The 19,738-nt window shown below is 73.3% G+C and carries 15 protein-coding genes; 9 read left to right on the forward strand and 6 right to left on the reverse strand.

Going from position 1 to position 19,738, the window contains the following annotated elements:
* Positions 1–91 precede the first annotated feature (91 nt).
* Positions 92–1,657 (reverse strand): M1 family metallopeptidase, encoded by a 1,566-nt coding sequence (locus tag ACWD4O_RS47700; RefSeq protein ID WP_451289396.1) that lies wholly within the window; start codon positions 1,655–1,657, stop codon positions 92–94.
* 203 nt (positions 1,658–1,860) lie between these two features.
* Between ACWD4O_RS47700 and ACWD4O_RS47705 the strand changes: the two genes are divergently transcribed.
* Both ACWD4O_RS47705 and ACWD4O_RS47710 read left to right on the forward strand, forming a co-directional pair.
* The gene (locus ACWD4O_RS47705) at positions 1,861–4,080 is read left to right on the forward strand and encodes an NADP-dependent isocitrate dehydrogenase (protein WP_451289397.1); all 2,220 of its coding nucleotides are present in this window, start codon (positions 1,861–1,863) and stop codon (positions 4,078–4,080) included.
* 138 nt (positions 4,081–4,218) lie between these two features.
* Complete coding sequence (locus ACWD4O_RS47710; protein ID WP_451289398.1) at positions 4,219–5,025, forward strand: N-formylglutamate amidohydrolase; 807 nt, start codon at positions 4,219–4,221, stop codon at positions 5,023–5,025.
* A 25-nt stretch (positions 5,026–5,050) separates the two neighbouring features.
* Here the strand turns inward: ACWD4O_RS47710 and ACWD4O_RS47715 are convergent, their stop codons facing one another.
* The 3 genes from ACWD4O_RS47715 to ACWD4O_RS47725 form a co-directional block, all read right to left on the reverse strand.
* On the reverse strand, positions 5,051–5,539 hold the full coding sequence (locus tag ACWD4O_RS47715; protein ID WP_451289409.1) for a hypothetical protein: 489 nt from the start codon (positions 5,537–5,539) through the stop codon (positions 5,051–5,053).
* Positions 5,540–5,562: 23 nt separating this feature from the next.
* A complete protein-coding gene (locus ACWD4O_RS47720; protein ID WP_398426255.1) occupies positions 5,563–6,138 on the reverse strand; it encodes an RNA polymerase sigma factor in 576 nt (191 codons plus the stop codon).
* 70 nt (positions 6,139–6,208) lie between these two features.
* Positions 6,209–7,630 carry a S8/S53 family peptidase gene (locus tag ACWD4O_RS47725; RefSeq protein ID WP_451289399.1) on the reverse strand — a complete coding sequence of 474 codons (1,422 nt, stop codon included), beginning with the start codon at positions 7,628–7,630 and terminating at the stop codon, positions 6,209–6,211.
* Between the two features lie 237 nt (positions 7,631–7,867).
* Between ACWD4O_RS47725 and ACWD4O_RS47730 the strand changes: the two genes are divergently transcribed.
* Positions 7,868–10,447 carry a CHAT domain-containing protein gene (locus ACWD4O_RS47730; RefSeq protein WP_451289410.1) on the forward strand — a complete coding sequence of 860 codons (2,580 nt, stop codon included), beginning with the start codon at positions 7,868–7,870 and terminating at the stop codon, positions 10,445–10,447.
* 13 nt (positions 10,448–10,460) lie between these two features.
* Here ACWD4O_RS47730 and ACWD4O_RS47735 read toward each other — a convergent pair whose 3' ends face one another.
* Positions 10,461–12,440, reverse strand: a complete 1,980-nt coding sequence (locus ACWD4O_RS47735; RefSeq protein WP_451289400.1) for a LuxR C-terminal-related transcriptional regulator — start codon at positions 12,438–12,440, stop codon at positions 10,461–10,463.
* A gap of 78 nt (positions 12,441–12,518) precedes the next feature.
* Between ACWD4O_RS47735 and absR1 the strand changes: the two genes are divergently transcribed.
* On the forward strand, positions 12,519–13,604 hold the full coding sequence (gene absR1, locus ACWD4O_RS47740; RefSeq protein ID WP_451289401.1) for a beta-glucuronidase AbsR1: 1,086 nt from the start codon (positions 12,519–12,521) through the stop codon (positions 13,602–13,604).
* A 139-nt stretch (positions 13,605–13,743) separates the two neighbouring features.
* Here absR1 and ACWD4O_RS47745 read toward each other — a convergent pair whose 3' ends face one another.
* Positions 13,744–14,658: a sulfurtransferase gene (locus ACWD4O_RS47745; RefSeq protein ID WP_451289402.1), complete on the reverse strand. Its 915-nt coding sequence runs from the start codon at positions 14,656–14,658 to the stop codon at positions 13,744–13,746.
* A 381-nt stretch (positions 14,659–15,039) separates the two neighbouring features.
* Here ACWD4O_RS47745 and ACWD4O_RS47750 point away from each other — a divergent pair, with 381 nt between their 5' ends.
* The 5 genes from ACWD4O_RS47750 to ACWD4O_RS47770 all read left to right on the forward strand — a co-directional run bounded on the left by ACWD4O_RS47750 (position 15,040) and on the right by ACWD4O_RS47770 (position 19,705).
* Positions 15,040–15,960, forward strand: a complete 921-nt coding sequence (locus tag ACWD4O_RS47750; protein WP_451289404.1) for an ABC transporter substrate-binding protein — start codon at positions 15,040–15,042, stop codon at positions 15,958–15,960.
* A 109-nt stretch (positions 15,961–16,069) separates the two neighbouring features.
* A complete protein-coding gene (locus tag ACWD4O_RS47755; protein ID WP_451289405.1) occupies positions 16,070–17,107 on the forward strand; it encodes an ABC transporter substrate-binding protein in 1,038 nt (345 codons plus the stop codon).
* Positions 17,104–17,865, forward strand: a complete 762-nt coding sequence (locus ACWD4O_RS47760) for an ABC transporter permease (protein WP_451289406.1) — start codon at positions 17,104–17,106, stop codon at positions 17,863–17,865. The genes ACWD4O_RS47755 and ACWD4O_RS47760 overlap by 4 nt, the downstream gene beginning before the upstream one ends.
* The gene (locus tag ACWD4O_RS47765; protein ID WP_451289407.1) at positions 17,862–18,623 is read left to right on the forward strand and encodes an ABC transporter ATP-binding protein; all 762 of its coding nucleotides are present in this window, start codon (positions 17,862–17,864) and stop codon (positions 18,621–18,623) included. The genes ACWD4O_RS47760 and ACWD4O_RS47765 overlap by 4 nt, the downstream gene beginning before the upstream one ends.
* Positions 18,620–19,705: a phosphotransferase enzyme family protein gene (locus ACWD4O_RS47770; protein ID WP_451289408.1), complete on the forward strand. Its 1,086-nt coding sequence runs from the start codon at positions 18,620–18,622 to the stop codon at positions 19,703–19,705. Before ACWD4O_RS47765 ends, ACWD4O_RS47770 begins: the two co-directional genes overlap by 4 nt.
* Positions 19,706–19,738: the final 33 nt, after the last annotated feature.

Here is a 19,738-nt window from a genome sequence, read left to right on the forward strand (position 1 = left end):
GAGCTGCAGACACTCCTCGCGGTCTGGACCGGCGCCTGCCCGACCTGCCACCGCACCACGCCAGACCCCATATCAACCTGACCAGGCACTACTAGAGCGTCGCCGAGTTGTCGTGCGGGCGGGCGCCCGTCCGCTGACGCGGGACGGCGAGGGACGGCGGCACCGGGGTGACCGTCCAGTCCGGGTGGCCGGGCATGCGCGGTGTGGTGGTGCCGTACAGCCAGTCCCGCAGGAAGCCGGACACGTCCTGTCCGCAGGTGTGCGAGGCGACGGCGATGTAGTCGTCCGTCGACGCCGAGGAGTCGCGGTGGCGGGCCAGGAAGGTCCGCTCGACCCTGTGGAAGGCGTCCTCGCCGATGAGTTGGCGCAGCGCGTACAGGACGAGGACGCCGCCCGTGTAGCGCTGGTTGTCGAAGAGGTTGACCGCGTTCGGGGCGGCGACGGGGCCGGAGGTGTGCCGCCACTGGTCGCCTAGGGCGTACGTGTACTTCATCCGGTCCTCGAACGTGCTGTAGCCGAGCGAGTCGGTCCAGCCGCGCTCGTAGCGGTAGAGCAGCCCGTAGAAGTCGGCGTGGCCCTCGTTGAGCCACAGGTCGGCCCAGGTGGCGGGGCTGACGCTGTTGCCGAAGTAGGAGTGGACCAGCTCGTGCATCATGTGCGAGCCGATCTTGGGCTCCGCCTGGAGCAGGTAGTTCGGCTTGTAGAGGGTGAGGGTCTGGGTCTCCAGGCCGGTGAAGTCGAAGGCCTTCGGGTCGTCGGTGTTGCAGGGCAGCAGCCCGTACGTCTCGAACGGGTACGCGCCCAGCCGTGCCTCGATCCACTCGACCAGGCCCGGGGTGAGGGCGAGGGCCGGTTCCAGGGCCTCGGCCCGGGCGGTCGGGACGACGTCGCGCAGCGGCAGTCCGTGCGGCCCCTGCCGCTGCTTCACCACGTAGTCGCCGACCGTGATCTGCACCAGCTCGGTGGCGATCGGCCGGCGCGAGCGGTAGCTGTACGCGGTCCGGTCGCCGGCCAGGTGCTCGGTGCGCACGAGCGAGCCGTTCGCGACGCCCCGCAGGCCCGCCGGGACGGTGATCCGGAAGGTGAAGTCCGCCTTGTCCGACGGGTGGTCGTTGCAGGGGAACACGGTGTGCGCGGCGTCCGGCTGGGGACAGATCGCGAACCCGTCCGGGGTGGGCACCCACGCGGTGTGCGGGAGGGGCAGGCGGCGCGGGTCCGCCGTGTAGGTCACGCACACGGTGACCCGGGCCCGGGCGGACAGCGGCCGGGCGGGCGTGATCCGCAGCTTCTCGCCCACCTGCTCGAAGGCGGCGTCGCGGCCGTCGACACGGACCGTGTGTATGTCCAGGCCCAGGGCGTCGAGCGAGAGCCGGGTGAGGGCCTCGGTCGTGCGCAGTTCCAGGGTCGCCTCGGCGTCGACGAGGGTGGTCGTGGCGTCGTAGGAGAAGTCGAGGTGGTAGGAGGCGACGCGATAGCCGTCGTTGCCGAGGGCGGGGAAGACGGGGTCGCCGAGGGTCTCGGGGGCGGGGACGCCGCCCCCGCCCTTGGCGGCCGCCGTGTCCGCCGTGTCCGCGTGGGCCGTGTTCCCCCCGGCCAGGACTGCCGCCGTGCCGATCAGGGCGGCCGCCGGGGCCGTCACTCTGCTGCGATATCTCATGATCCGCTGGTCCGCTTTCGCTGGGACGGCCGGGTGGTCGGTCCGGCCGTCGGATGAATCGACGATCGCCCTGTATGACCACCGGAACGGACGGTTCGGTTGCACCGGACCCGCCGGCCCGCGGGGAGACCCCTGTCGAGCCGATCCCGTTCACGAGATATCTTGATGTCGAGCAATGTTGCAGACGTGGAGCGGAGCACCCGGTGACTGACTCGACCATCATCTATACGCACACTGACGAGGCCCCGGCCCTGGCGACGTATTCCTTCCTGCCGGTGGTCCAGGCGTACGCCTCGCAGGCGGGTGTCGCCGTGACCACGCGGGACATCTCGCTGGCCGGGCGCATCATCGCGGTGTTCCCGGAGTACCTGACCGAGGACCAGCGCATCCCGGACGCGCTGAGCGAGCTCGGCGAGCTGGCCAAGACGCCCGAGGCCAACATCATCAAGCTGCCGAACATCTCGGCGTCGATCCCGCAGCTCAAGGCCGCGGTCGCCGAGCTGCAGGCCCAGGGCTACGCGCTGCCGGCCTACCCGGACGACCCGAAGACCGACGAGGAGCGGGACGTCCAGGCCCGCTACGACAAGGTCAAGGGCTCCGCCGTGAACCCGGTCCTGCGCGAGGGCAACTCCGACCGCCGCGCCCCCGCGTCGGTCAAGAACTACGCCAAGACCCACCCGCACCGCATGGGCGCCTGGTCCGGCGAGTCGAAGACCGACGTCGCGACCATGGGCGAGAACGACTTCCGCTCCACCGAGAAGTCCGCCGTGATCTCCGAGGCGGGCTCGCTGCGGATCGAGCTGGTCGCCGAGGACGGCACCACCACCGTGCTGCGCGAGTCCGTACCGGTCCTGAAGGACGAGGTCGTCGACGCGTCCGTGCTGCACGTGGCCGAGCTGCGTGAGTTCCTCACCGCGCAGATCGCCCGCGCCAAGGCCGAGGACGTGCTGTTCTCGGTGCACCTCAAGGCCACGATGATGAAGGTCTCCGACCCGATCATCTTCGGTCACGTGGTCCGCGCGTTCTTCCCGAAGACCTTCGAGCAGCACGGCGCGACCCTCGCGGCCGCCGGCCTCTCCCCCAACGACGGCCTCGGCGGCATCCTCAAGGGCCTGGCGTCCCTGCCCGAGGGCGACGCGATCAAGACCTCCTTCGACGCCGAGCTCGCCGAGGGCCCGGCCCTGGCGATGGTCGACTCCGACAAGGGCATCACCAACCTGCACGTGCCGTCGGACGTCATCGTCGACGCCTCGATGCCGGCGATGATCCGCACCTCCGGTCACATGTGGGGCCCGGACGGCCAGGAGGCCGACACCCTCGCCGTGCTGCCGGACTCGTCCTACTCCGGCGTCTACCAGGCCGTGATCGACGACTGCCGCGCCCACGGCGCCCTCGACCCGGCCACCATGGGCTCGGTCCCGAACGTCGGTCTGATGGCGCAGAAGGCCGAGGAGTACGGCAGCCACGACAAGACGTTCGAGATCCCGGTCGCGGGCACGGTCCGCCTCGTGGACCAGGCCGGCAACACGGTGATCGAGCAGACGGTCGCCGTCGGCGACATCTTCCGCGCCTGCCAGACCAAGGACGCGCCGATCAGGGACTGGGTGAAGCTGGCCGTCACGCGTGCCCGCGCCACCGGCAGCCCGGCGGTGTTCTGGCTCGACGAGACCCGCGCGCACGACGCCCAGCTGATCAAGAAGGTCGAGGCGTACCTGCCGGAGCACGACACCGAGGGCCTGGACATCCGCATCCTCGCCCCGGTCGAGGCGACCAAGCTGTCGGTGGAGCGCATCCGCCGCGGCGAGGACACGATCTCCGTCACCGGCAACGTGCTGCGCGACTACCTCACCGACCTCTTCCCCATCCTGGAGCTGGGCACCAGCGCCAAGATGCTGTCGGTCGTCCCGCTGATGGCGGGCGGCGGCCTGTTCGAGACGGGCGCGGGCGGCTCCGCCCCGAAGCACGTCCAGCAGCTGGTCAAGGAGAACTACCTGCGCTGGGACTCCCTCGGTGAGTTCTTCGCGCTGGTCCCGTCCCTGGAGCAGTGCGCGACGGCCACCGGCAACACCCGCGCCAAGGTCCTCGCCGACACCCTCGACCGCGCCACGGCGACCTTCCTCGACGAGGACAAGTCCCCGACCCGTCGCGTCGGCGGCATCGACAACCGCGGCAGCCACTTCTACCTGTCCCTGTACTGGGCCCAGGAGCTCGCCGCGCAGACCGACGACGCCGACCTGGCGAAGGCGTTCGCGTCCCTCGCCGAGACGCTGGCCGCGAACGAGCAGACCATCGTCGACGAGCTGAACGCCGTCCAGGGCAAGCCGGCCGACATCGGCGGCTACTACCAGCCCGACCCGGCCAAGGCGGCGGCCGTCATGCGCCCGTCCACCACCTGGAACGAGGCCCTGGCCACCCTGAACTGACCCGCTGACGCACCGACCCGCTGACGCACCCGCCTGCGCCCCGACCGGCACCCGCCCGGCCGGGGCGCAGGTCTGTTCCTCCGTCCCGTCCGGGGGGTCCCTCCCCCCCCTACGACCGTCAACGCCGGGAGCAGCCCGATGACCCCTGCCGCACCGCCCTTCGCGTTCCTGCCCGGCGCCGCCGCCTCGCCGGTGATCCTCCATGTGCCGCACTCCTCGCGGGCGATACCGGCCGAGGTGCGCGCGGGCATCGTCCTGGACGACGGCGCGCTGGAGCGGGAGCTGGACCACATCACCGACTCGCACACCGCGGAGATCGCCGAGGAGGCGGCCCGGCGGGCGGGCGTGACGCCCTGGCGGTTCGTCAACCGGCTGTCGCGGCTGGTCGTCGATCCGGAGCGGTTCCCGGACGAGCGGGAGGAGATGCGGGCCGTCGGCATGGGCGCCGTGTACACCCGGACCACGCACCGGGAGCCGCTGCGGCCGGAGGGCGCCGACGCGGACACCGGGGCCGAGCCGCTCCTCGCCCGCTACTTCCGGCCGTACGCGCAGGCCGTGACCGACGCCGTCGCCGAGCGCCTCGCGGCCGTCGGCCGGGCCGTCGTGATCGACGTGCACTCCTACCCGTCCGAGCCGCTGCCCTACGAACTCCACGGCGCGGGCCCGCGGCCGCCGGTCTGTCTGGGCACCGACGCCTTCCACACCCCGCCCGAGCTGCTCGCCGCCGCGCGGACGGCGTTCGCGGAGGTCGGGGAGACCGGGCTCGACAGCCCGTTCGCGGGGACGTACGTACCGCTGGAGCACTACGGGAAGGAGCCGCGGGTGAGCGCGCTGATGGTGGAGATCCGGCGGGACACCTACATGAGCGAGCCGGGCGGACCGGCCGGGCCGGGGCTGACCCGACTGGCCTCGGCCCTGGCGGCCCTGGCGGACGCCGTCTCCTGAGCGGCCGGGGCTATGACACAGGCTCTCAGGCGCGCAGCCACTCCGTCACGACCACCTCCCCGCCGGTGCGCAGCCGCAGCGCGAAGGGGCCGGTGGGCGGTGCGTCGCAGGCGAAGCGGCCCATGTCGTCGGCGGTGAGCGCGGCGCCCGCGCGGGGGCCGTGCAGGACCTCGATCGAGGCCGACTGGGGCGGCAGCAACTGCCCCATCAGCCCCTCCTCGGTGACCTCGACGTCGACCGTCAGCCCGCCGGTGTGGAACGTCAGCATCCGCGGCACGTCCACCGCTCCGCGCACCGGGATGGCGTCGACCAGCGAGTCGAAGGTCAGCTCGGCGATCCGCGCGTCCAGGTCGTGCAGCGCGTAGGCCTCGATGGCGAGCCGCCGGAGCTCCGCGGGGACCGGGTCCAGGATGGCGGTGGCCTCGCGCAGTTCCTCCTCCATCCGGTCGTGGTCGAACTCCTCGTCGACGAAAGGGACGTCGCCGAAGAAGTCGTCCGGCTCGCCGTCGCTCATGTCATGGATGTCGTTCATGTCGCTCACAGTGCTCCCCGTGCGTCGAGTCGGGCGCGCAGGCGGCGCAGGCATCGCTGGCGCATCGGTCCGATGCTGCCGACGGCGATGCCCAGGGCGGCCGACACCTCCTGGTAACTGGGCGGCGGCGAGGCGATCAGCACCCGCAGCAGTTGTCGGCAGCGGTCGCCGAGGGCCTCGAACTCCTGCCAGAGGAAGCGGACCCGCTCGCTCTGCGCGGCCGCCTCCTCCGAGTCCAGCACCGACTGCTCCGGGGTGCGGTCCTCGCTGGCCCGGTCGAGCAGCAGGGGATCGTCCGTAGGGGTCAGTCGCCGCAGGCCCTTGATCACTTTCAGGCACTCGTTGCGTGCGGTGCTCGCGAGCCAGGAACCCGCCTTGTGCGGCTCCCGGATCCGGCCCAGATGCTGGGCGAAGCGGAACCAGACGGTCTGGTACACCTCGTGCCCGTCGGCCTCCGAGAGCCGGTGTGCCCGCACGACCGACCACACCAGTGGGCTCAGCCCGTCCACCAGCGCTTTCCAGGCCGCCGTGTCACCGTCGACGGCGGACTGGACGAGCGCGCCGACATCACTACGGTCCACGGCCCCACCCCTCGTGTACGGCCTGTCATCGTACGCCGTGGCGGGGCCTGTCTCGGACCTCATGCGGCCCTCACTGCGGACCTGCCGGGGCCGGGCGCCAGGTGGGCGGAAGCAGGGCCGGCACATGCGCACCCCGCACCTCGGCGAACTCGGTGTTCCCGGCGAGCAGTTGGGCGGCGGCGGCCCGTGGGTCGGTCATCCGGTTCGCGCTCATGTGGGCGGCGACGAGCCCGGCCACCAGGGGAGTCGCGAAGGACGTCCCGCTCCAGGACGCCAGTCCCTCGAACATCACCTGGTCCGGCTTGCCCGGGCTGACCTGCTGCGCCTCGCTCAACACGCCGGTGTGGCGCGGGGATCGGCAGGTGCAGTCGTAGGTGAAGCCGTAGCGGCAGGCCTCGTAGGTGGAGTGCTGGTAGACGTAGGGGACGGGTGTGCCGAAGCCGGTGAGGGCGCTGGTGAGGCGCTCGCCGGGGGCGTAGACCCGCACCCATGCGCCGTGGTTGCTGAAGCAGGCGCCGAACTCGCCGTCGGTGCGCAGCGCGCCCACCGACAGCACCGCGTCGGCGTGGCCGGGCAGGGCGGCGTAGGCGGCGGGCCAGAAGGGCGCGGCGCTGGCGTTGTTGCCGGCGGCCGCCACCAACAGGGTGTGCCGGGTGCGGAGTTCCTCCATGAAGGCGGCGACGCCGAGCAGGCCGTCGACGCGTCCGTTGGAGGTGCCGGCGGAGAGGCTGATGATGTCGGGCCAGCCGTCCGCGACGGAGTCGAAGAGCCTCTCGCCGAACTCGGACTCCAGGATCGCGCCGGCGTCGTTGAGGGTGCCCCGCACGGTGACGTCGGTGTTCGGCGCGACGGCCGCGACGAGTCCGGCGATGAACGTGCCGTGGCCGACGTACTGCTGGAGGATCCCCTCGTCGTCGGTCTCCCTGAGCTGGGCGTCGCCCTCGGTGTGGGCGAGCGGCGGGTAGGAGCGGTAGTCGTGCGTCAGGCCGGTGTCGATGACGAGCACGCCGACCGCGCCCGCCGGGTCGTGGGCCGCGTCGGCCGCGGACGGGTTGGGCGGCTCGGTGCGCGGGGCGGGCACCGGCTCGTCGCCGGGGCAGGCGTTGACCGCGATCGACACCACGTGGTTGCGGCTGATCAGTCGGCGGCCGGCGCGCCCCTCCGTCTCCCGCAGCGCGCGCAGGGCCCCCGCGACGGCGTGGTCGGCGGCGCGGCCGCCTTCACCCGGGTCCCCCACCCGGATGCGGGTGATGCCGGAGCGGTTGGTCCCCGGGCCCGCCCGGCGCACATGGTCCGGGACCAGGCCGTCGGTCGCCGTGAAGTGCGAGCGGACGGCGTCCTCGACGACCCGGGCCTCCTCGCCGTCGCGTGCGAGGACGACGCCCTTCTCGTAGATGAACTCGGCGGAGTCGTCCGGCCCCATCGCCAACGGGACGTCGGGCAGCGAGCGTTGGATCTGGTCGAACTGCTCGTGGAATCGCTGTGGTGCCATGGCATGTCCTCCCCTACAGCCGGCGGTCGTCAGCAAGACCCGCGAGGCGGCCGCCTGATACAGGTGGTGCGGTCGCGCCCGCGCGCCCCCCGAGTGCGCCCCGTATCGCCGAGTCCGTTGACACGACGTCCAATTGTTACTGGTGGATACGGTGCCGAACCGGTGTGAAGGGCGGAGCGGAGCACTACCATCCGTGGAGTGACAGCGGGAAACGACACGGTTCTCGAACTGCTGCCGATGGTGTTCGCCGCCCCCAACGACGCGTTGTCGCGGGCGGAAGGAGTGCTCGACACCGATCCGACGCCGTTGCACGCCTCGGTCGCCCACCAGGTGATCGGCATCTGGCAGCGGGAGTGGGGCGACATGCGTCTCGCCCTGGACCATCTGCGCCGCGCCCGGGACCTCGCGGCGCGCGCGGACTCGGCCGAGCGGGAGGCGGACGTCCTCGGCACGCTCGGTGTGGCGCTGGTGCACGCGGGCCGCACCCGGCAGGGGCTGGCCGCCTTCGAGCGGGGCGTCGAACGCGGAAGCGGCCACACCCGTGCGCGGGTGCTCTACCGGCGGGCCTTCTCCCTCTGGGTGCTCGGCCATCACCGCGAGGCGCTGGAGGACGTCCGGCGGGCGATTCCCGTGCTGCGGCAGGCGGACGACGTCATCTGGACGGCGCGCGCCCTCACCCTGCGCGCCACCGTGCATCTGGCCCTCGGGGCGGTGGACCGGGCGGAGGCGGACTTCACCGCGGCCGAGGCGCTGTGGGACACCACCGGCCAGGAGCACGACAAGGCGGACGCCGTGGAGAGCCGCGGGCTGGCCGCGTTCCACTCGGGGGACGTCCCGGCCGCGCTGCGGCTGCTGGACGACGCGCAGGAGCGGTACGCCAAACTCGGCACCCCGACGTTCATGCTCACCATCCGGCGCTGCGAGGTGCTGATGGCGGCCGGTCTCGCGCCGGAGGCGCTGGCCGAGGCGGACGCCGCGACCGGGGTGCTGGACGGCATCGGCGGCCAGTCCACCCGCAAGGCGGAGCTGCTCCTCACGGCCGCGCGAGCGGCGCGGCTGGCGGGCGATCCGGGGACGGCGATCGCGCGCGCGGCGGTGGCCGAGCGGCTGTTCGCCGGACAGCGGCGCACCTGGTGGGAGACGCACGCGCGGCTGGTGCTGATCGAGGCGCGGGTGGCCACCGGACGCGGCTCGGGCCGGCTGGTCGCGGACGCCGCCAAGCTCGCCGAGCGGCTGGCCGCCTTCCAGGCGCCGGCCGCGCCGGAGGCCTGGCTGCTGGCCGGCCGGATCGCGCTGGGCCTGAACTGGAGCACGGACGCGGAGCGCTATCTGCAGATCGCGGCGCGCAGCCGGCGCAGCGGTCCCCCGCTGGCGCGGATGACCGGCTGGGCGGCGCAGGCACTGTGGGCGCGGGCGACCGGCTCGGACCGCGGCGTGCTGGAGGCCTGCCGGCGCGGACTCGACGTCCTCGACGCCCACCGGACGACGCTGGGCGCCTCGGAGCTACGGGCCCGGGCCACCGCGCAGGGCGCCGAGCTCGCCGCACTGGCCCAGGAGGTCAGCCTGGAGCGGGGCGGGCCACGGCAGTTGCTGGCGTGGAGCGAGCGCTGGCGGGCCACGGCACTGTCCACACCGCCGACCCGGCCGCCGGCCGACCCGGCGCTGCTGAGCGGGCTGACCGCGTTCCGGGTGATCGCCGCCCGCGCGGAGGCGGCCCGGATGGACGGCAAGCCCGTGCCGACGCTGGAGCGCGAACAGCGGCGTCTGGAACGGGAGATCCGCTCCCGGACCCTGCACATCCGCGGGGTCACGCCCTGGGGCGGCGAGCGGTTCGGCGGGGACCGGTTCGACGCGCGGCGGCTGCTGGAGCGGCTCGGCGCGGGGCGACTGGTCGAACTGGCCGTGCTGGACGGGCGGGTTCAGGTGCTGCTGTGCGGGGGCGGGCGGGTGCGCCGGTTCGCGGGCGGGCTGCTGGCCGAGGCGGAGCGGGAGGCCGAGCACGTCCAGGCCGGGCTGCGGCGACTGGCCCATCCGGGTGCGGAAGGCCGGCTGCCGGTGGTGGAGGCGGCGGGAGCCCGGCTGGAGGAACTGCTCCTGGGCGAGGCCTCGAAGCACCTGGGCTCGGGCCCGCTCGTGGTGGTGCCGCCGGCCCGGCTGCACCGGGTGCCGTGGGCGCTGCTGCCGTCGCTGCGCGAGCGGGTGGTCAACGTGTCGCCGTCGGCGAGCGGCTGGCTGCGCGCACGGGAGACCGAGCCGCACCCGGACGGCCGGCAGGTCCTGGTACGGGGACCCGGGCTGGCGACCGGCGGCGCGGAGGTGCCGGAGGTGGCCGGACGGTACGGCGCACCCGTGGTGCTGGAGCAGGAGGAGGCCCATGTGTCGCGCGTGCTGCGGGAGTTGGACGGGGCCGCGCTGGCGCACATCGCCGCGCACGGCACGTTCCGCGCCGACAGCCCGATGTTCTCGTCGTTGCGCATGGCGGACGGCCCGCTGATCGTCCACGACTTCGAACGACTCGCCCGCAGCCCCTACCGGATCATCCTCTCCAGCTGCGACACCGCCCGCCTCGCCTCGGTCGGCGCGGACGAACTCCTCGGCCTGGTCACGGCGTTGCTCCCGCTGGGCACGGCAGGCGTGGTCGCGAGCAGCGCGCCCGTCAACGACGCGGCGGTCGTCCCGCTGATGCTGGCCCTGCACAAGGGCCTCAGCGCCGGACTGTCCCTGGCGGAGGCCCTGCGGGACGCACGGGCGGCGCTGCCGGGGGACGCGGTGCACCAGGCGACGGGCTGGGCGTTCACGGCGTTCGGCGCGGCCTGAACCGGCCGCCCCGTCAAGCCAGTTGCGCGTCCTGCGCGTCCGGGACTTCTACCAGCCAGGGGAGCGCTCCGCGGTCGCCGGCGCCGAGACGGGTGTAGGCGCTGTGCAGGTGGTTGCCCACGGTGCGGACGGACAGGGTGAGGCGTTCGGCGATCTGCCGGTTGCTGAGGCCGGCCGCGGCGAGGGTGACGATCTGCCGCTGACGGGCGGTGAGTTCGCCCAGCACCAGACCCGCCAGGGCCGGGGTGCGCGCCCCCTGGCAACGCCGGGCCAGGGCGACGGCACGCGTCCGGGCGGTGCGGGCCGCGCCGGCGTCCCGGTGGGCGCGTCCGGCCTGCGCGTACGCCTCGGCGGCGAAGAGCTGGAACCCGCGCTGCTCCAACTCGGCGGCCGCCAGGTCCAGGGCAGGGCCGTCGGAGCGGGCGAGCGCGCGGGCGTGACGGGCGAGGACGCCGTCGGACGGGAGGAGCCGGGCGGCCCGGTCGGGAGCGCCGAGGCGTACGGCGTCGTAGACGGTGTAGCAGTCGCCGGTGCCGATATCCGTGCCGGGGTCGGTGCCGCGGTCGGTGTCGGTGCCGGGGTCGGTGTTCTCGAGTGTCTTCAGGGCCTCGTCCAGGTCTCCGCGGGCGGCGGGCGGCCAGGCGGCGGTGCCGGGATGTTCCGCGAGGGGCTCGACCAGCGGACCCGTGTCCCCCGACTGCACGGCGGCCAGGGCGAGTTCGGTGCGGCAGACCGGGTCGTGGGGGGCCGCGGACAGGCCCTCTCCCGCCCAGGCCGCCGCCTCGCGCAGTTCTCCCCGCAGCCGTGAGAACCGTGCGCGGACGGCGGCGTACCACGGCGGTACCGCTTCCCCCTCCGCGAGGATCCACTCCCCCACGGGCGTGGGGGTCTCACGGACGTCGGCCCGCTCGATGCGGCGGGTCAGCTCGGCCGCCTCGGCGTCGAGGGCGTCCGCGGTGGGCCGTCGGCTGCCGGTGAGCCGTCGCGCGCGCAGCCGGCCGGCCGCGGCGCGCAGCACCGGCCCGTGCAGGGGGTGGGCGAGCCGGACGGTCGTGCCGTCGTCCACGTCCACGTCCACGGCGCTTTCACCTTCAATGCCGACGTCGATGTCGATGTCGATGTCGATGTCGATGTCGATGTCGAGAAGGCCCTCCGCCTCCAGGCGTTCGAGGATCGCCAGGTCCAGGGTGTCCGCCGGCAGCGGCAGGGGTTCGGCGAAGGCGAGGCGGTCGAGGGTCTCGCGTTCCTCGGGGCACGTGCGGGCCAGGACGGCGGCGGCGCGTTCGCGCAGCGCCGGGGTCACCGGTACCCGGCCGCGCCAGGTCCGTTCGTCGGTCTCGGGGACCCGGGTGAGCAGTTCCTGCTCGCGCAGTGCGTCCAGCAGGTCCCGCAGGAGGCGCAGGTCGCCCCGGCACAGACGGTGCAGCCGGTTGACGGTGAGCGGTTCCACGGGGCCCCCGGCGGCGGCCGTGAGGAGCTGGGCGGTGTCCTCGCGGGGCAGGGCTTCCAGGGTGAGGCGGGGCAGCAGCTCGCCGGTCCACAGCCGGGAGACCGCGTCCGGCACGGGGGCGCCGTCCGTGACGAGGACCAGCAGTCGGGTGCGGCCCTGTACGGCCAGCTGATGGAGCAGCGCGGCGGAGGCGTCGTCCAGCAGGTGGGCGTCGTCGACCAGCAACAGCCGTGTGCCGGAGAGGAGTTGCACGGCACGTTGGAGGGTGACGCCCTCCGGGAGCAGATGGGCGAAGGCGGCGAAGGGCAGTCCGCGGGTCTCGGGCGTGCCGGCGACCTTGACGCAGTCCGCGCCGCGCACCGCCTCCGCGGCCAGGCGGGTGCGGCCGCAGCCCGCCGGCCCGGTGACCGCGATGCCGGGCCGGCCCGCCGCCGAGGAGCGGCGCACGAGCTCCAGTTCCTCGTCCCGGCCGGTGAACGGCCACGGCAGTCGCAGGGTCCCGGCTCGGGGCTCAAAGGTCGTCACCTCTATGGGAGCAGCCATACTCACCCCTGATACAGGGCGAATTGAGTAGCCCCCGACTCACGCTCCCGGGCGGTGCCGCAGGGCAACCTGGAACCCATGACCGCCCGTTACTGCTCGCTCGCCCGGCAGTCGGCCCCCGCGTTCGCCCCGGGGCTGGCCGTCGAGCGGCTCGGCGCGCTGATGAGCGGGCGGCGGATGTGGGTCAACGGCACGGTGCTGCACTACTGCTTCTTCGACGGCGAGGCCGACGGGTCGGTCATACCGGTGCCCGGGTCCGCGGGGACCCGGTGGGTGTCCTGGGTCGGCGGCGAGGACCAGCGCGAGATCGTGCGCGACTGCTTCCGCGAGTGGCGGGAGCTGGGCATCGGGGTGTCCTTCGCCGAGGTCGGCGACCGCTCGGAGGCCGAGTTGCGCATCGGCTTCCAGGCGGGTGACGGCTCCTGGTCGGCGGTGGGCCGGGACGCGCTGTCGGCCGGGCGGGGCGAGCGCACCATGAACTTCGGGTGGGACCTGACCGCGCCCGGGGAGCGCACCACGGCCCTGCACGAGATCGGGCACGCGCTCGGCATGCAGCACGAGCACCAGAGCCCGTTCGCGGGCCTGCACTGGGACGACGAGGCCGTGTACGCCGATCTGGCGGGCCCGCCCAACCACTGGAGCCGGGACCGCACCTACTTCAATATCCTGCGCAAGCTGGATCCGGCCGAGGTCAACGGGTCGGTGTGGGATCCGCAGTCCGTGATGGAGTACCCCTTCTCGGCGGGGCTGATCCTGGAGCCCGAGCAGTTCCGCGGGGGTGTGCATCCGCCCGGCTCGCTGTCGCCGCTGGACAAGGAGTTCGTCCTCGGCTGGTACCCGCCGCTCGACGCGCCCCGGCCGCCCGCGCTGGCGCCGTTCCGGTCGGTGCCGCTGTCGCTGGGGTCGGGCGAGCAGGCCGACTTCACCGTCGAGCCGCGCGAGACCCGCGAGTACACCTTCGGCGTCTTCGGGGAGAGCGACTCGGTGGTCGTGGTCTTCGAGGAGCGGGACGGCGAGCCCCGCTTCCTCGCAGGCCACGACGACGGAGGCACGCCGCGCAACGCCACGATCAGGGCCCGGCTCGTCCGGGGCCGCCGCTACTTCGTCCGCGTACGCCTGTACTCCGGCTGGGGTTCGGGCGAGACGGCGGTCATGTGCTGGTGAGAAAGCACACGACCGCCCGCTGAACCACTGTGCGGCGCCGGGGAAACGGCCGGGATGACGTCACCTTCGGGGGAGGGAGACGTCATCCCGGCCACACCGGACGATGCCGGGCGGAGCAGCGCCCCAGGGGCACGGGCCCTCAGCCGCCCGACTCCAACGCCCGTCCCGGATCCGTCGACCACTCCTCCAGCGACCCGTCGTAGACCGAGACGTCCTCGCGGCCCAGCAGAGTGAGCGCCAGCGCCGCACCCGCAGCCGATATCCCTCCGCCGCAGTACAGAACGACCGGGGTGTCGCCGTCACCGAGCACACTCCCGACCCGGGCGGCGAGGTCGCCCTCCGGCAGCACCCGCCCCTCGGCGTCCAGCAACGCCCGCCCGGGAAGGCTGCGGCTCCCGGGGATGTGCCCCCGGCGGCTGTACCGGGTCGGGACGGTCCCGTCGTACCCCGCGGAGGGCAACGCGCAGACCAGCGCCCCGGGCCGCTCCCCCCGGCTGATCGCGGCCACTTCGTGGACGTCCGTCCACAGTTCGGGACGCGGCACCGGCGTCAGGGGTGTGACGGGCCCGACCGGTTCGCCCTCCTCCCCGGAGACGACGGGCCGCCCCGCCGCCTCCCAGGCCGCCAGTCCCCCGTCGAGCACGGCCGCCGGGACGGAGATCGCACGCAGCATCCACCACAGCCGGGCCGCCCAGATCCCGCCCCCGGTGTCGTACGCGACCACCGCGCAGCCCTCCCCCACGCCCACCCGGGCGAGGGCGGCCGCCAGTTCCGCCGGCGCCGGCACGGCGAAGTGGTAGGGGGCGTCCGGGTCGGAGAAGTCGCCGGTCAGATCCGCGTGGCGGGAGCCGGGGAGGTGCCGCCCGGCCCAGGTGTCACGGCCGCTCGCCGAGCGGTGATCGCCGTCGTGCCGAGGCGAGGGCAGCAGCGCGGTGGCGTCCAGCACCACCAGGCGCGGGTCGCCGAGACGGTCGGCGAGCCAGGTGTCGTCGACCAGCGGTCCGGGGAGCAGGGGTCCGCGGAACGGGGGTCCGGGGAGCAGGCGGGTGGTCATGGCGGCCGATCGTACGCCCGTGAACTGGGCGTCTTGCCCAGCGGCAGTGGCGTCTCACATTCCGGATCACGCTTGCGCGGTGCCCGTCGGCTGCCGTTATGGTTTCGGCCATCTACGCGGGAGCCCCTCCCCGACCGGGCTGAGAGGGCGTCTGGGATCCGCTCGCCGAGCGGTCCCCATGGGGACGCCGACCGCACCAACCGCGCCGTGCCGGCGCCCCGCGTAGGAGTTCATGTGTCCGCAGCAGTCGAGCCGAAGCCTCCGGTGGTCTTCACCCCGGTGCGCCGCTCCTGTTGTTGTCGCTGACCCGCCTCCACCCCCTTCCTCTCGCTTCATCTCGCCGTTCACCGCGCTCCCGCGCGCCGCCTTCGGAGTTCCCCCATGCCGCACATCCGGGTCATGCTCGACTATTTCCACCCCTGGCCGAATTCAGCCGGTCTGTACATGTCCCGTGCGCTCGGCCGGTTCGCCGAGGCGGGGCTCGACGTGGAGCTGGTCGTGCAGGACCCGGGGCGCGGCGACACGCTGGAGTACCTGGCGCGGGGCGAGGTGGACTTCGGGATCTTCCCGCCGAACCGGTTGCTCGCCCGCCGCGCGGCGCACGGCCAGCCGCTGATCGCCGTGGCGGCCGTGAACCACCGGGGTCTGGAGGCGGTCCAGACGACGACCTCGACCGGCATCACCCGGCCCCGCGACCTCGCGGGCCGCCGTATCGCCCTCAATCCGACCCCGCGCGGCCGTGCGATGGTCCGTCATCTGGTCGCGAACGACGGCGGCGACCCGGACGCGGTGATCACCGTCGACGCGGGCGCCCGCGAGCTGACCGTGGACGACATCGAGGCGGGCGAGGCCGACGCCACCTTCGGCAACTACTGGTCGTGGGACGCCCTGCGCGGCGACCTGCCCGAGGAGCGACGGCTGACCTGGCCGGTGGACGAGATCGGCGCCCCTCGCTACCACAGCTACCTGCTGGGCACGAGCGAGCGCCTGCTTGCCGAACGGCCTTCCCTGGTACGGGACTTCCTGGCCGTCACGGCCCATGGCTACGCGGCCGCCGCACAGGACCAGGAGCACGCCCTGGAGCTGCTGGAAGGGGTGATCCCGTACTTCCCGCGTCCGCTCATCGCCCGCTCGCTCGCCCTGATCGCGCCCACCTGGACGGATCCGAACGGCCGTTGGGGCGTCATCGACGCGTCCCGGATGGGCCCGTACGCGCACTGGCTCGCGGACAACGGGGCCATCGCGCACGACCGGGACTGGGACCGGTCCTTCACCAACGGTCTGCTGGACGTGGCCGCGTGACCTTCCTGACCCGCCGTCTGGCGGTCGACTTCAAGCGGGTGGACAGCGCGCTGTGTCGGGCGTGACCGCCTCTCGCCGCCGAACTCCCCTCCGTACGAAGGACCCCGTCATGCACCGCCGCCGTACCCTGCTGTCCGCGACCGCCGCGGCCGCCCTCCTCTCCGTCACCGGCTGCTCCGCGAACGCCGACTCCTCGGCCGCCGCGAAGGACGGGACGACCACGGTCACCCTGGCCCTGGACTGGACGCCCAACACCAACCACACCGGAATCTACGTCGCCCGGGCCAAGGGCTGGTTCAAGGACGCCGGGATCGACCTGAAGATCGTGCCCTACGGCTCGACCGCGCCCGAGACGCTGATCGCCGCCCACAAGGCCGACTTCGGCATCTCCTACCAGGAGGGCGTGACAACCGCGCGGGCGGCCGGCGCCGACATCACCTCCGTCTACGCGGTCACGCAGAAGACGAACGTCACGATCGCCGTGCGCGCCGGCCGCGACGACATCAGCTCCCCGAAGGACCTCGACGGCAGGACGTACGCCGGGTTCGGCGCCCCCTACGAGAAGCCGCTGCTGCAGACGGTCATCCGGAACGCCGGCGGCGAGGGCGACTTCAAGCAGGTCACCCTCAACACCTCGGCCTACGCGGCGCTCTACGCGGACAAGGCCGACTTCGCGATGCCGATGCCGACCTGGGAGGGCCTGGAGGCGGAACTGAGCGGCAAGCCGCTGAAGAACTTCCAGCTGTCCGACTACGGCTTCCCGGCGATCTACTCGACGCTCGTCGCGTCCTCCGACCAGTACCTGAAGAAGAACCCGACGGTCGCGAAGAAGTTCCTCGCCGCGCTCGACAAGGGCTACCGGTACGCCGCCGAGAACCCCGACAAGGCCGCCGATCTGCTGATCTCCGAGAACAAGAGCGTGCTCACCAACACCGAACTGGTGAAGAAGAGCGAGGCGCTGCTGGCGAAGGAGTACTACAAGGCCGCGGACGGCACCATCGGCACGCAGAGCGCCGAGCGCTGGCAGGCCTTCGCCGACTTCGAGTACAAGGCGGGGCTGCTGGTCGACGGAGCCGGCCGGAAGCTGCCGAAGGCCCCGGACGCCTCCGAGTTCTTCACCGACGACTACCTCCCGGCCGCCAAGTGAGGTCGCTGCTGCGGTCGTTGTGGCCGCCCCTGCTGGTGCTGACCGTGGTGGTCGGCGGCTGGCAGCTGTACGTCAGCGCCGCCGGGATCGACCCGATGACGCTGCCGTCGCCCGCCCGGGTGGTGGAGCAGGGCTGGGCCAACCGCGAGGAGCTGTGGGCGCAGACCCTGCCCACCCTCCAGGAGACCCTGCTCGGTTTCGCGCTGTCCTTCGCGGCGGCCTGGCTGGTCGCCGTGCTGCTGGACTTCTCGGCGGCGGCCCGCCGGGGCCTGTACCCGCTGCTCGTCGCCTCGCAGACCATCCCGATCGTCGCCGTGGCGCCGCTGCTGATCATCTGGTTCGGCTTCGGGCTGCTGCCGAAGATGCTCGTGGTGACGCTGACGACGTTCTTCCCGCTGGCCGCCAATCTGGCCGCCGGGTTCGCGGCGACCGACCGGGAGGCGATGCGGCTGCTGCGCTCGCTGGGCGCGGGCCGGTGGCGGACGTTCCGGCTGGTGCGGGTGCCGAGCGCGATGCCGTACTTCTTCGCCGGGCTGCGGGTGAGCATCACCTATGCCGTCGTGGGCGCGGTCTTCGCCGAGTACGCGGGCGCCGAGGCGGGGCTCGGGATCTATATGCAGGCGCAGAAGACCGCGTTCCGCACGGACCTGGTGTTCGCGGCGGTGGGGGTGACGGCGGCGCTGAGCATCGCGTTGTTCGGGGCCACGTATCTGCTGCAGCGGCTGGCGCTGCCGTGGGAACGGAAGGCGGGGAGATGAGCACGCTGCGGATCGAGGGCGTGGGTAGGTCCTTCGGCGAGCTGGAGGTCCTGCGGGGCCTCGAACTCACCGTCGAGCCGGGTGAGTTCGCGGCGGTGATCGGCCCGAGCGGCTCCGGCAAGAGCACCCTGTTCAACCTGGTGTCGGGGCTCGACCGCCCCACCTCGGGACGGGTGCTGGTGGAGGGCGAACCGGCCTCGGTCGCGTCGGGAAAGGTCGCCTACATGCCGCAGAAGGATCTGCTGTTCCCCTGGCGGACGGTCCTCGACAACACCGCCCTCGGCCTGGAGGCGCAGGGGGTGCGGAAGAAGGAGGCCCGGGCGCGGGCCGACGCCCTCTTCGCGGACTTCGGGCTGGACGGCTTCCAGCAGGCGTACCCCTCCCAGCTCAGCGGCGGTATGCGGCAGCGGGCGGCGCTGCTGCGCACGGTCGTGCTGGAGCGGCCGGTGCTGCTGCTGGACGAGCCGTTCGGCGCGCTGGACTCGCTCACCCGCACCGAGATGCAGCTGTGGCTCGCCGGCATGTGGCAGCGCCACCGCTGGACCGTCGTGCTGGTCACCCACGACATCCGCGAGGCGGTCCTGCTCGCGGACACCGTGCATGTGCTGTCGCCGCGCCCCGCCACGGTCGTGGAGCGCGTCGAGGTACCGCTCCCCCGGCCGCGCGGCGAGGAGGACTTCACGGCACCCGGGTTCGCGGCGACCGAGCGCCGGGTCCTGGCGGCCCTGCGGGGCACAACGGCGGTGAACGCGGCGTGAGTTCACATCAGGCGCACGGTATGGGCACCGACCCGGTCGAGCCCGACTGGGCGCCGCTCACGGACGCCGAGGTGACGGAGGTCGTCGGCCCGGCCCGGGTGGTGTGGCGCAGCCCGCGCCCCTTGTCGGCGGCGGCCGTCGTGGAGCGGGACGGGCGGCGCCTGTTCGTGAAACGCCACCACGCCACCGTACGAACCCCCGCCGGGCTGGCCGAGGAGCATGCGTTCCTGCGCCATCTGCGGGAGCGTGGCGCTCCGGTGGTGGAGGTGCTGGACGCGACGGCGCGCGGCGAGTGGACGTACGAGGTCCACTCGACCGGCGTCGGCACGGATCTGTACCGGGACGCGCTGTCGTGGTCGCCCTTCCGGTCGGCCGCGCACGCGAGGGCGGCGGGCGAGGCGCTGGCCCGGCTGCATCTGGCGGCGGAGGGCTTCGACGCACCGCGCCGCCGGGTGCAGCCGCTGGTGGCGTCGTTCACGGTGTTCGCGGCGGACGATCCGCGGGCCGCGCTGGAGCGGTATGTCGAGGAGCGCCCCGAACTGGCGGACGGGCTGCGGGAGTTCCCGTGGCGCGAGGACACGGACCGCGTGCTCGTCCCCCTGTACGAGAGCCTGGCCCCGCACCTGCCGGAGCTGCTCCCCCTGTGGACCCACAACGACTGGCACGCGTCCAACCTGCTGTGGGACGCCGACGGCCGGGTCTCCACCGTCCTGGACTTCGGCATGAGCGACCGCACGACCGCCGTGCACGACCTGGCCACGGCGATCGAACGCAACGCGGTGCAATGGCTCCGGCCCGGCTACCCGGTGCGGGAGGCGGACGTGACCGCGCTCGTCGACGGCTATCAGCGCGTACGGCCGCTCGCCCCCGCCGAGGCGGCCGCGCTCCCCGGGCTGCTGCCGCTGGTGCACGCCGAGTTCGCGCTGTCCGAACTGGGCTACTTCCACGGCGTCACCCGGTCCGCGGAGAACACCCGGCTGGCGTACGAGTACTGCATGGGGCACGCCGAGTGGTTCGCCGGCGAGGACGGCGGACGCCTGCTGGACGTCGTGGCCCGGGCCGCCGGGACCGAGCGCGGGTGATCGCCCCGGGCGCGGCGGCCGCCTCGCCGCGCC

It is taken from the genome of Streptomyces sp. NPDC002623, assembly GCF_053592635.1.

What these genes read in the sequence shown, in the direction of transcription:
- ACWD4O_RS47750 (WP_451289404.1), top strand. Translation starts at nt 15,040, where the DNA reads ATGCCGCACATCCGGGTCATGCTCGACTATTTCCACCCCTGGCCGAAT.
- ACWD4O_RS47730 (WP_451289410.1), top strand. Translation starts at nt 7,868, where the DNA reads ATGGTGTTCGCCGCCCCCAACGACGCGTTGTCGCGGGCGGAAGGAGTG.
- ACWD4O_RS47715 (WP_451289409.1), bottom strand. Translation starts at nt 5,539, where the DNA reads ATGAGCGACGGCGAGCCGGACGACTTCTTCGGCGACGTCCCTTTCGTC.
- absR1 (WP_451289401.1), top strand. Translation starts at nt 12,519, where the DNA reads ATGACCGCCCGTTACTGCTCGCTCGCCCGGCAGTCGGCCCCCGCGTTC.
- ACWD4O_RS47745 (WP_451289402.1), bottom strand. Translation starts at nt 14,658, where the DNA reads ATGACCACCCGCCTGCTCCCCGGACCCCCGTTCCGCGGACCCCTGCTC.
- ACWD4O_RS47735 (WP_451289400.1), bottom strand. Translation starts at nt 12,440, where the DNA reads ATGGCTGCTCCCATAGAGGTGACGACCTTTGAGCCCCGAGCCGGGACC.
- ACWD4O_RS47700 (WP_451289396.1), bottom strand. Translation starts at nt 1,657, where the DNA reads ATGAGATATCGCAGCAGAGTGACGGCCCCGGCGGCCGCCCTGATCGGC.
- ACWD4O_RS47765 (WP_451289407.1), top strand. Translation starts at nt 17,862, where the DNA reads ATGAGCACGCTGCGGATCGAGGGCGTGGGTAGGTCCTTCGGCGAGCTG.
- ACWD4O_RS47755 (WP_451289405.1), top strand. Translation starts at nt 16,070, where the DNA reads ATGCACCGCCGCCGTACCCTGCTGTCCGCGACCGCCGCGGCCGCCCTC.
- ACWD4O_RS47710 (WP_451289398.1), top strand. Translation starts at nt 4,219, where the DNA reads ATGACCCCTGCCGCACCGCCCTTCGCGTTCCTGCCCGGCGCCGCCGCC.
- ACWD4O_RS47725 (WP_451289399.1), bottom strand. Translation starts at nt 7,630, where the DNA reads ATGGCACCACAGCGATTCCACGAGCAGTTCGACCAGATCCAACGCTCG.